Origin of the sequence: Streptomyces sp. NPDC088261 (assembly GCF_044740805.1) — a bacterium.
Classification (GTDB): Bacteria; Actinomycetota; Actinomycetes; order Streptomycetales; family Streptomycetaceae; genus Streptomyces.
Map to the genome: position 1 here is coordinate 29,948 of NZ_JBIURL010000017.1, position 12,401 is coordinate 42,348.

The 12,401-nt window shown below is 68.7% G+C and carries 11 protein-coding genes and 1 riboswitch; of the genes, 1 reads left to right on the forward strand and 10 read right to left on the reverse strand.

The features are described 5' to 3' along the window. Positions 1-21: 21 nt before the first annotated feature. The 6 genes from ACIODU_RS27310 to ACIODU_RS27335 all read right to left on the reverse strand — a co-directional run bounded on the left by ACIODU_RS27310 (position 22) and on the right by ACIODU_RS27335 (position 7,206). Complete coding sequence (locus tag ACIODU_RS27310; RefSeq protein ID WP_401770620.1) at positions 22-1,428, reverse strand: aminotransferase class V-fold PLP-dependent enzyme; 1,407 nt, start codon at positions 1,426-1,428, stop codon at positions 22-24. Between the two features lie 41 nt (positions 1,429-1,469). After that, positions 1,470-1,587: riboswitch (SAM riboswitch) on the reverse strand. A 123-nt stretch (positions 1,588-1,710) separates the two neighbouring features. Continuing rightward, positions 1,711-2,775 (reverse strand): anthranilate phosphoribosyltransferase, encoded by a 1,065-nt coding sequence (trpD, locus tag ACIODU_RS27315; protein ID WP_356430751.1) that lies wholly within the window; start codon positions 2,773-2,775, stop codon positions 1,711-1,713. A gap of 241 nt (positions 2,776-3,016) precedes the next feature. Next, positions 3,017-4,648, reverse strand: a complete 1,632-nt coding sequence (locus ACIODU_RS27320; RefSeq protein WP_356430752.1) for a cytochrome bc complex cytochrome b subunit — start codon at positions 4,646-4,648, stop codon at positions 3,017-3,019. Next, complete coding sequence (locus tag ACIODU_RS27325) at positions 4,645-5,703, reverse strand: Rieske 2Fe-2S domain-containing protein (RefSeq protein WP_356430754.1); 1,059 nt, start codon at positions 5,701-5,703, stop codon at positions 4,645-4,647. Before ACIODU_RS27325 ends, ACIODU_RS27320 begins: the two co-directional genes overlap by 4 nt. Beyond that, positions 5,700-6,509, reverse strand: coding sequence for a c-type cytochrome (locus ACIODU_RS27330; RefSeq protein ID WP_401770624.1), 810 nt, complete (start codon positions 6,507-6,509; stop codon positions 5,700-5,702). Before ACIODU_RS27330 ends, ACIODU_RS27325 begins: the two co-directional genes overlap by 4 nt. A 76-nt stretch (positions 6,510-6,585) precedes the next feature. Continuing rightward, on the reverse strand, positions 6,586-7,206 hold the full coding sequence (locus tag ACIODU_RS27335) for a heme-copper oxidase subunit III (RefSeq protein WP_356430756.1): 621 nt from the start codon (positions 7,204-7,206) through the stop codon (positions 6,586-6,588). Positions 7,207-7,408: 202 nt separating this feature from the next. Here ACIODU_RS27335 and ACIODU_RS27340 point away from each other — a divergent pair, with 202 nt between their 5' ends. Then, complete coding sequence (locus tag ACIODU_RS27340) at positions 7,409-7,810, forward strand: hypothetical protein (RefSeq protein ID WP_356430758.1); 402 nt, start codon at positions 7,409-7,411, stop codon at positions 7,808-7,810. 88 nt (positions 7,811-7,898) lie between these two features. Here the strand turns inward: ACIODU_RS27340 and ACIODU_RS27345 are convergent, their stop codons facing one another. From ACIODU_RS27345 to coxB, 4 genes are all read right to left on the reverse strand, one after another. Then, positions 7,899-9,155 (reverse strand): Ig-like domain-containing protein, encoded by a 1,257-nt coding sequence (locus ACIODU_RS27345; protein WP_401770628.1) that lies wholly within the window; start codon positions 9,153-9,155, stop codon positions 7,899-7,901. 110 nt (positions 9,156-9,265) lie between these two features. Continuing rightward, on the reverse strand, positions 9,266-9,664 hold the full coding sequence (locus tag ACIODU_RS27350; RefSeq protein WP_161307686.1) for a cytochrome c oxidase subunit 4: 399 nt from the start codon (positions 9,662-9,664) through the stop codon (positions 9,266-9,268). Then, entirely contained in the window at positions 9,661-11,403 is a 1,743-nt protein-coding gene (ctaD, locus tag ACIODU_RS27355) for a cytochrome c oxidase subunit I (RefSeq protein ID WP_356430762.1), read from the reverse strand. Before ctaD ends, ACIODU_RS27350 begins: the two co-directional genes overlap by 4 nt. Continuing rightward, the gene (coxB, locus tag ACIODU_RS27360; RefSeq protein ID WP_161307688.1) at positions 11,400-12,362 is read right to left on the reverse strand and encodes a cytochrome c oxidase subunit II; all 963 of its coding nucleotides are present in this window, start codon (positions 12,360-12,362) and stop codon (positions 11,400-11,402) included. Before coxB ends, ctaD begins: the two co-directional genes overlap by 4 nt. Between the last annotated feature and the right edge of the window lie 39 nt (positions 12,363-12,401).

Here is a 12,401-nt window from a genome sequence, read left to right on the forward strand (position 1 = left end):
GCGGGCCCGTCAGGCCGTACGTCAGACGGTCTCGCCGTCCCGGTCCGGGACGCAGCGGCCCTCCTCGGTGCGGTAGCTCCAGCGGGCGCCCTCGCGCACCAGTTCCTTCACCGCGCCGACGAACCGGTCCACGTGCTCGTCGGGCGTCCCCGCGCCGAAGCTCACCCGGATGGCGTTGAGCGAACGCTCGCCCGGCTCCGCCTCCGGGGCGCCGCACTCCCCCGGGTCCTGCGGGTCGCTGCCCAGCAGGGTCCGTACCAGCGGGTGGGCGCAGAACAGGCCGTCCCGTACGCCGATGCCGTACTCCGCGGAGAGCGCGGCGGCGAAGTGCGAGCTGTTCCAGCCCTCCACCACGAACGAGAGCACGCCGACGCGCGGGGCGTCGTCGCCGAACAGCGACAGCACCCGGACCTCGGGCACCGCGGCCAGTCCGTCCCGCACCCGGCGGACGAGCCGCTGCTCCCGGGCGACGAGCGTGTCGAACCCGGCCTCTTCGAGCGCCTTGCACGCCGAGGCGATGGCGTACACGCCGATGACGTTGGGCGAGCCCGCCTCGTGCCGGGCGGCCGTGGTGTGCCAGTCGACGTCCACCCCGCCGTCCGCGCGCCGGGCGACCTTGCGGCTGGCGCCGCCGCCCGCGAGGTACGGCTCCGCCTCCCGCAGCCAGTCGGCGCGGCCCGCGAGGACACCGGAGCCGAAGGGCGCGTAGAGCTTGTGCCCGGAGAAGGCGACCCAGTCGACGTCCAGTTCGGCGATGTCCACGGGGTGGTGCGGGGCGAGCTGCGCCGCGTCGAGGACGATCCGGGCGCCGTGTCGGTGGGCGGCGGCGGCCAGCTCCCGTACCGGCCAGATCTCCCCGGTCACGTTGGACGCGCCGGTGACGCAGACCAGGGCGGGGCCCTGCTCCCGCCCGGCGAGCGCCCGGTCGAGCGTGGCGACGGCCTCCTCGGGGGTACGGGGCGCGTTCAGGTACGTCACCCGGGCGTCGCGCCAGGGCAGCAGCGAGGCGTGGTGCTCCGTCTCGAACACGAAGACCTGGGTGCCGGCGGGGATCACGGCGGCCAGCAGGTTGAGCGAGTCGGTGGTCGAACGGGTGAAGACGACCTGGTCGGCGGGGCGGCAGCCGAGGAACTCCGCGACGGTGCGGCGGCTGTTCTCGAACAGGTCCGTCGACAGCTGGGAGAGGTAGCCGGCGCCGCGGTGCACGCTGCCGTAGTACGGCGCGTAGGCGGCGACGTCGTCCCACACCCGCTGGAGCGCGGGGGCGCTGGCCGCGTAGTCGAGGGCCGCGTAGGTGACCGCGCCCCCGGTGACGAGCGGGACGGTCACGTCGCGCCCGAGCACGGGCAGCGGCGCCGCACAGGCGGGGTCCTCGGTGGTGGTGCTGCTGGACTGCGACGCGGCGGCGTTCAGGTATGCGGACGTCACGGGACTGCTCCCTCGGGGACCTGGACCCCAGGAAAGCCAGGGGTCCGCGCTTGCCATAGACCTCGCTGCCTACGGCCTGGTCTTCACCCGGGGCACCCCGCCACGGACGGAGGGTTGCCGGACAGCGAGCCGGGGCCTAAATCGCTGTCACTCATGACCTTGTGCACGAGCTTGACACACCCGGGCAGCGGCCTCAAGTCCGCGTCCGGGATGTGGAACAGAGCAGGTGGGGGGAACGGAAGAGGCGGGGCGCGGCCGGTGGCCGTGCCCCGCCCGCTTCCGCTACCGGTGCGACGCCTCGACCCAGCGCGCCAGGGCCCGCCCCGCCGCCCCCGAGTCCACCGACTCCGCCGCGCGCGCGATGCCCGCCGCCAGCTGGAGTTCCAGCACGTCGTCCGTCGGGTCCAGCGCGACCAGCGCCGCCGCCGCGTTCAGGAGCACCGCGTCCCGTACGGGACCGGTCTCGCCGGCCAGCAGCCGCCGCGCCACATCCGCGTTGTACGACGCGTCCGCGCCCCGCAGCGCCTCGACGGGCACGATCGCCAGGCCCACGTCCCGCGGGTCGAACGGCACCTCGCCGACCTTCCCGTCGCGCACGACCCACACCCGTGACGTCGCGGTCGTGGTCAGCTCGTCGAGCCCGTCGTCGCCCCGGAAGACCAGCGCCGAACTGCCGCGCTCGGCCAGCACCCCCGCCACGATGGGCGCCATCCGCACGTCCGCCACGCCCACGGCCTGGGACCGTACCCGCGCCGGGTTGGTCAGCGGCCCGAGGATGTTGAAGGTGGTCTGCGCGCCCAACTCCCGCCGCGCCTTGGCCGCGTACCGCAGCGCGGGGTGGAACTTCACCGCGAAGCAGAAGGTGATCCCCGCCTCCTCCGCGACCTCCGCGACCCGCTGCGGGGTCAGTTCCAGGTTGACGCCGAGCTTCTCCAGGACGTCGGAGGCGCCGCTCGCGGACGACGCGGCGCGGTTGCCGTGCTTGACGACCTTCGCGCCGGTGCCCGCGACGACGATCGCCGCCATCGTGGAGATGTTGACCGTCTTGGCGAGGTCGCCGCCCGTGCCCACGATGTCGACCGTACGGCCCGGCACCTCGATGGTGTTGGCGTGGCCGTACATCGCGCGGACCAGGCCGGACACCTCCTCGACGGTCTCGCCCTTCGCCCGCAGCGCCACCGCGAAGCCGGCGATCTGCGCGTCGGTCGCCTCGCCGTCCATGATCTGGTTCATCGCCCAGGCGGTGTCGTCCGTGGACAGGTTCTCGCCGCGCAGCAGGGGGTTGAGGACGCCCGGCCAGGACCGGGCCGCCACGGTGTCGCCTCCGACGGGGGTAACAGCGCTCATGCTCGCTCCTGGGTGTCAGCACCACGGGCCCCGGCCTGCCGCCGGACCCACGGCCCAGCCTATCGGCGGACACCGCCCCGGCGGGCCCGGTGCCCGTACTGCGGACCATCCGGTCCCGGGGGTGCCGGGGGTGCCGGGACCGCGCCGGAGGACGTCCGCCAACGCCGCGGGCCCCGGCCGGTCTCCGGGGAGGAGACCGGGCCGGGGCCCGCGGTGGTGGCGACCCTGGGGGCCGGTGGGATCAGTGGTGGCCGTGGCCGCTCGTGATCTCCTTGTACTCCTCGGCGGTGGGCTTGGGGATCTGGGTGTTCTCCCCGTAGAAGCCCTTGCTGAGCTTCACCCGCGCCTTCTCGACCGGCGAGACCTTGCGCTCGACACCGTTCTCGTCGACCGTCGGGCCGAGTTCGGCCGGCTTGGGCTGGTCGTGCGCGGTGAGCTTGTACAGGTCGCCCTGGTCCAGCGGCGTGTGGACCTCGACGAACTCGCCGTGCGGCAGCCGCTTGATGAGCCCGGACTCGCGTCCGTGCAGCACCTTCTCCGCGTCCCGGCGCTGGAGGCCGAGGCAGAACCGCTTGGTGACGAGGAAGGTGAGGACCGGGACGACGAAGAACCCGACCCGGACGAACCAGGTGATCGTGTTGATCGACAGATGGAAGTGCGTGGCCCAGATGTCGTTCCCACCGCCGACCAGCAGCACGAAGTACCACGACAGCCAGGCGACACCGAAGGCCGTACGGGTCGGCGCGTTGCGCGGCCGGTCCGCGATGTGGTGCTCCCGGTCGTCCTTGGTGACCCACGCCTCGATGAACGGGTACACCGCGATCGCGACGAGGACCATCGGGAAGATGACCAGCGGGATGAACACGCCCAGGACCAGGGTGTGGCCCCAGAAGTTGATCTCCCAGCCGGGCATGAACCGGATGAGCCCCTCGGAGAAGCCCATGTACCAGTCGGGCTGCGCGCCGGTGGAGACCTGGTCGGGCCGGTAGGGGCCGATGGCCCAGATCGGGTTGATCGTGGCGATCGCCGAGACGACCGAGATCACGCCGAAGACCAGGAAGAAGAACCCGCCGGCCTTCGCCATGTAGATCGGCAGCAGAGGCATGCCGACGACGTTCTTCTCCGTACGGCCGGGGCCCGCGAACTGGGTGTGCTTGTGCACGAACACCAGGATCAGGTGCCCGGCCACCAGGCCCAGCATCAGTCCGGGCAGCAGCAGGATGTGGACCGAGTAGAACCGGCTCACGAAGTCGCCGCCGGGGAACTCTCCGCCGAACAGGAACATCGAGATGTACGTACCGACGATCGGCACGGACAGGATCGCGCCCTGCACGAAGCGCACACCGGTGCCGGACAGCAGGTCGTCGGGGAGCGAGTAACCGGTGAACCCGGTGAACATGCCGAGGACGAACAGCAGGAAGCCGAACAGCCAGTTGACCTCACGGGGCTTGCGGAACGCACCCGTGAAGAACACGCGCATCATGTGCACGAGCATCGCCGCGAGGAAGATCAGCGCGGCCCAGTGGTGGATCTGGCGGATCAGCAGACCGCCGCGGACGTCGAAGCTGATGTCCAGCGTCGAGGAGAACGCCTCCGACATCCGTACGCCCTGGAGGGGGACGTAACTGCCGTGGTAGACGACCTCGTTCATCGACGGGTGGAAGAACAGCGTCAGATAGACACCCGTGAGGATGATGATGATGAAGCTGTAGAGGCTGACCTCGCCCAGCATGAAGGACCAGTGGTCCGGGAAGATCTTCCGCATGTTGGCCTTGGCCAGGCCGTAGATGCCCAGCCGGCCGTCCGCCCAGTCGGCGACCCGTTCCCCGGCGGGCGTCTTGCGGTTGTTCGTCTCGTCCGAGCTGTTACTCATCCGCGCTCCCAGAAGGCAGGGCCGACGGGCTCTTCGAAGTCGCCGAGCGCCTCGAGGTTGCCCTCACCGTTCACTCCGATCCGCAGCTGCGGAAGAGCGTGACCGGCCGGGCCGAAGAGGACCCGGGCGCCGTCGGAGAGGTCGAAGGTGGACTGGTGGCACGGGCAGAGCACGTGGTGCGTCTGCTGCTCGTACAGGCTGATCGGGCAGCCGACGTGGGTGCAGATCTTCGAGTAGGCCACGATCCCCTCGTGGGACCACTCGAGTTCGCGCTTGTCCTTGATGTCGTCCGGCTGGATACGGACGATCATCAGGGCCGCCTTGGCGATCTCCTGCTGGAACTCCTCGCTGTCCTCCTCCAGGCCCTCGGGCATGGCGAAGGTCAGCGAGCCCACGACGACGTCCTCGGGACGCAGCGGCTCCAGGGTGTTCATGTTGATGAGCTGCTTGCCCTTGGCCCACAGGGTGCTGCGGAGCTTCTTCTCCGGCAGCGGGCCGAGGTCGCGCAGCAGCACCACACCGGAGAGCGGTACGAACGCCAGCGCCCCGAACATCGTGTTGCGGATCAGCTTGCGCCGGCCGAAGCCGGACTCCGACGCACCGGCCGCGAAGTCCGCCAGGACCTTGGCCTTGACCTCGGGCGTCGCCGCGATGGGGTGGCGCTCGTCGGTCATCTCGACGTCCGACATCAGCGTGCGCGCCCAGTGGACCGCGCCGGCGCCGATGCAGAACAGGGCGACGCCGAGCGTCACTCCCAGCGAGAAGTTCAGGATGCTGATGTGCCCGAGCGGCCAGATGTAGACGATCTTGTCCACGGGGAACGCGACGAAGGACGCGATGAACGCGACCGTCGCCAGCATCGAGAGCAGGAACAGGAAGGCGACCACCCGCTCGGACCGCTTGGCGGCCCGCTCGTCGATGTCCTGGATCCGCGGCTGATGCGCGGGCAGTCCCGGGTCGGCGAACGGATCGTCCGCCCGCTCGACCGCGCCGCCGTGCCCTGGCTCCTGCGCGCTCGGCAGGTTCTCTTCTTCTGGAATCTCTTGGCTACTCATGACTTCTTGGCCTTAGCGGTGTGGGCCGCGACCCAGATGGCGACTGCGATACATGCGCCGAGCCCGAAGATCCAGCCGAACAGGCCCTCACTGACGGGGCCGAGGCCGCCCAGATTGAGGCCGCCGGGGCTCGGGGAGTCCGCGCCGTTCACCGCCTGGATGTACGCGATGAGGTCCTTCTTCTGCTGTTCCGGCATCGTCGTGTCCGGGAAGGACGGCATGTTCTGCGGGCCGGTCTGCATGGCCTCGTAGATGTGCTTCGGGCTGACGCCGTTCAGGTTCGGTGCGGTCTTGCCGTGTGTCAGCGCGCCGCCCTCGCCCGTGAAGTTGTGGCACTGCGTGCAGTTGGTACGGAACAGGTCGCCGCCCTTGGCGATGTCCGCGCCGTCGGGGCTGTACTGCTCCGAGGTCGGCTGGGCGGGTCCCGCGCCGAGGGACGCGACGTACGCGGCGAGCTGGTCGATCTCCTTCTGCGAGTAGATGACCTTCTTCTTCGGCACCTGCGCGCCGGGCTGCTGGGCCGGCATGCGGCCGGTGCCGACCTGGAAGTCCACGGCGGCCGCGCCGACGCCCACCACGGAGGGACCGTCGCTGCTGCCCTGGCCGCCCACTCCGTGGCAGCTCGCGCAGCCCACGGAGTAGAGCTTCTTGCCCTCCTCGATGGCGAGTGACTGGGAGGTGGTGTCGGCCTGCGCCTTGTCCGCGGGCGCGAACGCCGCGTACAGCCCCCCGGTGGCCGCCAGCGCGAGGAGTAGGACGACGACCGCCGCCAGCGGATGGCGTCGTCGTGCGGAGAGCTTTTTCACGGATTACCCCGGTGTCAGGATCTTCTGCGTCGGTGCTTGCTGGACAGTGTGCGGACGCGCTCAGGGGCGCGGTCCGTTACTTGATCAAGTAGATCGTGGCGAAAAGGCCGATCCAGACCACATCGACGAAGTGCCAGTAATAGGACACAACGATGGCGGCGGTTGCTTGTTCGTGGGTGAACCTCTTGGCCGCGTACGTCCTGCCGAGGACGAACAGGAAGGCGATCAGACCACCTGTCACATGCAGACCGTGGAAGCCGGTGGTCAGGTAGAACACCGAGCCGTACGGGTCGGAGGACAGCGAGATGCCGTCGTTCCTGACCAGTTCGGTGTACTCGAAGATCTGACCGCCGATGAAGATCGCACCCATCACGAACGTGATCACGAACCAGGTGCGGAGCTTCTTCACGTCACCGCGCTCCGCGGCGAAGACGCCGAGCTGGCAGGTGAGTGAGGAGAGCACCAGGATCGTGGTGTTCGTCGCCGAGAACGGAACGTTCAGGGACGACGCCACTTCCTTCCAGTGCTCCTCCCCCGTCACGGATCGCAGGGTGAAGTACATCGCGAAGAGGGCCGCGAAGAACATCAGCTCGGAACTCAGCCAGATGATCGTTCCGACGCTGGTGAGGTTCGGCCGATTGACCGACGGGTGCGCGTGCCCGGTTTCTACTGTCGTTGCTGTCGCCACGACCGACATTATGTCGGTCCCTTATCCCGCCCTCACTCCGGGGGGTGCAGTTCGGTGTGTCCATGCGCCTGTCCAGCCCGAACGGCCCAGCGAAGAGCTGTCATTACCCGTGCTGACAAGCTGTCCGACGGAGTAGCATCCGCGCATCGGTTCAGGGCACGTGCCCTGGAGCCCCTGAAGCCCTCGCAGACACGGATGTCACGGAGGAACAATGCAGCCGACCGCCACGGTGCTGGTCTACAGCGACGACGCGAACACCCGCGAGCAGGTACGGCTGGCGGCGGGACGCAGGCCGGCCGCCGACGTGCCGCCGATCCGCTTCCTGGAGTGCGCCACCCTTCCCGCGGTGATCAAGGCCCTGGACCGGGGCGGCATCGACGTCTGCGTGCTGGACGGCGAGGCCGCGCCGTCGGGCGGCATGGGCGTCTGCCGGCAGATCAAGGACGAGATCTTCAACTGCCCGCCCGTGCTGCTCCTGATCGGGCGCCCGCAGGACGCCTGGCTGGCCACCTGGAGCCGCGCGGACGCCGCGGTGACCCTTCCGGTCGAACCGGTCGGCTTCGCGGACACCCTGGCCGCCCTGCTGCGTACGAGGCAGGCCGTGGGGGCGTAGTCCCGCCCGGTCCGGTCCACGACGACGCGAACGGGCGGCTGCGGTGCGGGAGTGGTCCGGTACCGCAGCCGCCCGTCGCCGTCGCCCGTCAGACCTCGGGACGCAGCCGTCCGGCCGCCGCGCGCCCGGTGCCCTCCGGGACCCCGGCGGTCAGGACGCTGCCGCCGCGCCACTTGTCCCAGCTCAGGTTCCAGTCGCCGAACCCGTTGCCGAAGTTCTCCATCGTGTGACCCTCGCTGTTGACGACCCGCACGATGTCGCCCTGGCGGACGACCCCGAAGAACCACTTCGCGTTCTCGGTGGACATCCCCACGCAGCCGTGGCTGACGTTGGCGGAGCCCTGCGAGCCGACGGACCAGGGCGCGGCGTGCACATACTCACCGCTCCAGGTGACGCGGGTCGCCCAGTAGACGGGCAGGTCGTACGACTCACCGCTGCCGGCCGCGATGCCGACGCTCGTTCCCCGCATCCGGACGAACTGCTCCTTGCCCAGGATCACTTTGATCCCGTTACGCGTGGAGAAGCCCGGTTTGCCGGTGGTCACGGGGATGCTTTTTATCTCTTTGCCGTTGCGGAAGACCGTCATGTAGTGCGATCCGGCGTCGGCCACGGCCTCGACGCGGTCGCCGGTGGACAGCTTCAGCGGCTTCACGGGCCCGCCGTACAACCGGCCGACCCTCACTCCTTGGAGCGTACTGGTCGCGGTGACGGTGCCGTTGGCGGGCCAGAACTCCTTCGGCCTGAAGTGCAGGGTCTTGCTGTCCACCCAGTGCCAGGCGCCCTGGGCGCCGGGGCTGGAGCGCACCCTGAGGGAGCGTTCGACGACGGCGCGGTCCGCCTTCGCCTTGACCGGGGCGCTGAGGGTCGCCGTGACGGGCTGCCCGACGCCGTACTTGCCCGCCTCGGGGCCGAACTTGACCGTGAGGAGCTTCTTGCCCTTGGGGGCCTGGGTGTCGAAGGAGAGGGTCCGGGAGCCGGGGGCGCCGCCGTCGTCCTCGGTGGCGACGTGGACGGTGTAGCGGGTGCCGGCGGCGAGCGGGGCGGTGGAGCGCCAGCGTGAGCCGTCGGCGGTGAGTTCACCGGCGAGGTAGCGGCCCGAGGTGTCGGTGGCCGTGACGTCCGTGATGCGGCCGCCACCGCCCTTGGAGGTGACTTCCAGGGGCTTGTCGGGGTTGGCCTTCTCGCTGCCGGAGGGGGCGCTGAACGCGATCTGCCCGGCGGCGTCGTAGGGCTCGGCCGAGAGGGGGTTGTCGTTGCCGTCCCCGCACGCGGTCGCGCCCGCCCCGAGGGACACGACCAGCAGGATGCAGCTGAGAACGGTGCGGAAGCGTGGCGTGTGGTTCATGCCCCTCACGCTATGAAGCTTCGCCTTCCACAGCGCGACGGAGTAGGCCGAACGGGGGGAGGCCGGGCACTCCTCTCGGAGTGTCCGGCCTCTTTTCGCCTCGGGTCGTGCTACTGGGTGCGGCTCTCGCCGCGGTAGTACTCGAAGACCCAGCCCCACAGGCCCACCAGGATCAGCGGCGCCGAGAAGTACAGCAGCCACCAGCCGATCGCGATGCCCAGGAAGCCGAGCGCGCCGCCGACGGCGAGCGAGAAGGGCTGCCAGCTGTGCGGGGAGAAGAAGCCCACCTCGCCGGCCTCGTCCGCGACGTCGGCGTCCTTGTTGTCCTGGGCCATGGCGTCGACACGCCGGGCCGTGAAGGACAGGTAGAAACCGATCATGATCGTCAGGCCGAAGGCCAGGAAGAGCGCCGTGGTGCCGGCGGCCTCCTTGGACCACACGCCGTACAGGACGGCGATGCCCAGGATGAAGACGCTCAGCCAGAGGAAGAGCGTGCCTTGGATCTTCACTTCCCGGCCTCCTTGCCACCGGCGAGGGCGCCGGTACCGGCTCCGTGACCGGCGTTCTCCAGCTGTTCGAGCGCGGCGATCTCCGGGTGGTGGAGATCGAACGCCGGGGATTCGGAACGGATGCGCGGCAGGGTGAGGAAGTTGTGCCGCGGGGGCGGGCAGGAAGTCGCCCATTCGAGTGAACGGCCGTAGCCCCACGGGTCGTCGACCTCGACCTTCTTGCCGTACTTGGCGGTCTTCCACACGTTGTAGAAGAACGGCAGGATCGACAGGCCGAGCAGGAACGAGCTGATCGTGGAGATGGTGTTCAGCGCGGTGAATCCGTCGGCGGCGAGATAGTCCGCGTACCGCCGTGGCATGCCTTCCGCGCCCAGCCAGTGCTGGACGAGGAACGTGCCGTGGAAGCCGATGAACAGCGTCCAGAAGGTGATCTTGCCGAGCCGTTCGTCCAGCATCTTCCCGGTGAACTTCGGCCACCAGAAGTGGAATCCGGCGAACATAGCGAACACCACGGTGCCGAAGACGACGTAGTGGAAGTGCGCGACCACGAAGTACGAGTCGGAGACGTGGAAGTCCAGCGGCGGCGAGGCCAGGATGACGCCGGTCAGACCACCGAAGGCGAAGGTGATCAGGAAGCCGATCGTCCAGAGCATCGGTGTCTCGAAGGACAGCGAGCCCTTCCACATCGTGCCGATCCAGTTGAAGAACTTCACCCCGGTCGGGACCGCGATGAGGAACGTCATGAAGGAGAAGAACGGCAGCAGGACTCCGCCGGTGACGTACATGTGGTGGGCCCACACGGTCACGGACAGGCCGGCGATGGAGATCGTCGCCGCGATCAGGCCGATGTAACCGAACATCGGCTTCCGGCTGAACACCGGAATGATCTCGGAGATGATCCCGAAGAAGGGCAGGGCGATGATGTACACCTCTGGATGCCCGAAGAACCAGAAGAGGTGTTGCCACAACAGGGCTCCGCCGTTGGCGGCATCAAAGACATGTGCTCCGAACTTGCGGTCCGCCTCCAGTGCGAAGAGGGCGGCGGCGAGCACCGGGAAGGCGAGCAGGACCAGCACACCGGTCAGCAGCACGTTCCAGGTGAAGATCGGCATGCGGAACATCGTCATGCCGGGCGCGCGCATGCAGATGATCGTGGTGATGAAGTTGACCGAACCGAGGATCGTGCCGAAGCCGGAGAAGGCCAGGCCCATGATCCACAGGTCGGCGCCGACACCCGGCGAGCGGACCGCGTCCGACAGCGGGGAGTAGGCGAACCATCCGAAGTCGGCGGCACCCTGGGGGGTGATGAAGCCGCTGACGGCGATGATCGAGCCGAAGAGGTAGAGCCAGTAGGCGAACATGTTCAGCCGCGGGAACGCCACGTCGGGCGCACCGATCTGGAGCGGCATGATCCAGTTCGCGAATCCGGCGAACAGCGGCGTCGCGAACATCAGCAGCATGATCGTGCCGTGCATCGTGAACGCCTGGTTGAACTGCTCGTTCGACATGATCTGCGTGCCGGGACGGGCCAGCTCGGCGCGCATGAAGAGCGCCATCACCCCGCCGATGCAGAAGAACGCGAACGACGTGATCAGGTACATCGTGCCGATCGTCTTGTGATCGGTGGTGGTCAGCCACTTCACGACGACGCTGCCGGGCTGCTTGGGGCGTACCGGAATCTCGTTCTGGTACGCGTCCTCCGCCGCGGCGGCACCCTGGGGTTCGTCGAGGATGCTCACAGGTTCTTGTCCTCCGCGTTCCTGGCGGGGTCCGTCTGCGCGATGCCCGCCGGGATGTAGCCGTTCTGGCCTTCCTTCGCCAGGTCCTTGAGGTGCTGCTGGTAACGCTCCGGGGAGACCACCTTGACGTTGAAGAGCATCCGGGAGTGGTCGACGCCGCAGAGTTCGGCGCACTTGCCCTTGAAGGTGCCCTCCTGATTGGGGGTCACCTCGAAGGCGTTGGTGTGGCCGGGGACGACGTCCATCTTCATCAGGAAGGGCACCACCCAGAAGTCGTGGATGACGTCGCGGGAGGTCAGGATGAAGCGGACCTTCTCGCCCTTGGGGAGCCAGAGGGTCGGGCCGGGGTTGCCGGTCTGCGGATTCCGCTCGCCCGGGACGCCGGCGTCGTAGACGCCTTCGGCGCCCTTCGGGAAGTCCTTGAGGAACCGGTTCGGGATGGAGCTGATCTCACTGGGGATCTTCGTCCCGGTGGTCGCGTCGCCGTCCACGTTCTCGATGTAGTTGAAGCCCCAGCTCCACTGGTAGCCGACCACGTTCACAGTGTGGGCCGGCTTGTCGGAGAGGTTGAGGAGCTTCGTCTCGTCACGCGCGGTGAAGTAGAAGAGCACCGAGACGATGATGAGGGGGACCACGGTGTACAGCGCCTCGATGGGCATGTTGTACCGGGTCTGCGGAGGTACCTCCACCTTGGTGCGGCTGCGCCGGTGGAAGATGACGCTCCACAGGATCAGACCCCATACCAGTACGCCCGTGATGAGCGCTGCCGCCCACGAGCCCTGCCAGAGGGAGAGGATCCGAGGGGCCTCTTCCGTCACCGGGGTGGGCATACCCAGGCGGGGGAAGTCCTTGTACGTGCAACCGGTGGCGGTCGCAAGGATCAGGCCCGCAGTCAGCACCTGCGGCAGCGTCCGCCGCATCGGGCGCCGCGACGAGCGGTCGGAGCCGTTGGGACTCACGTAGCGCCTTCCCGAGAGTCTCGCCCGCACGGCCGGCTG

What these genes read in the sequence shown, in the direction of transcription:
- trpD (WP_356430751.1), bottom strand. Translation starts at nt 2,775, where the DNA reads ATGAGCGCTGTTACCCCCGTCGGAGGCGACACCGTGGCGGCCCGGTCC.
- ACIODU_RS27340 (WP_356430758.1), top strand. Translation starts at nt 7,409, where the DNA reads ATGCAGCCGACCGCCACGGTGCTGGTCTACAGCGACGACGCGAACACC.
- ACIODU_RS27335 (WP_356430756.1), bottom strand. Translation starts at nt 7,206, where the DNA reads ATGTCGGTCGTGGCGACAGCAACGACAGTAGAAACCGGGCACGCGCAC.
- ACIODU_RS27325 (WP_356430754.1), bottom strand. Translation starts at nt 5,703, where the DNA reads ATGAGTAGCCAAGAGATTCCAGAAGAAGAGAACCTGCCGAGCGCGCAG.
- ACIODU_RS27345 (WP_401770628.1), bottom strand. Translation starts at nt 9,155, where the DNA reads ATGAACCACACGCCACGCTTCCGCACCGTTCTCAGCTGCATCCTGCTG.
- ACIODU_RS27320 (WP_356430752.1), bottom strand. Translation starts at nt 4,648, where the DNA reads ATGAGTAACAGCTCGGACGAGACGAACAACCGCAAGACGCCCGCCGGG.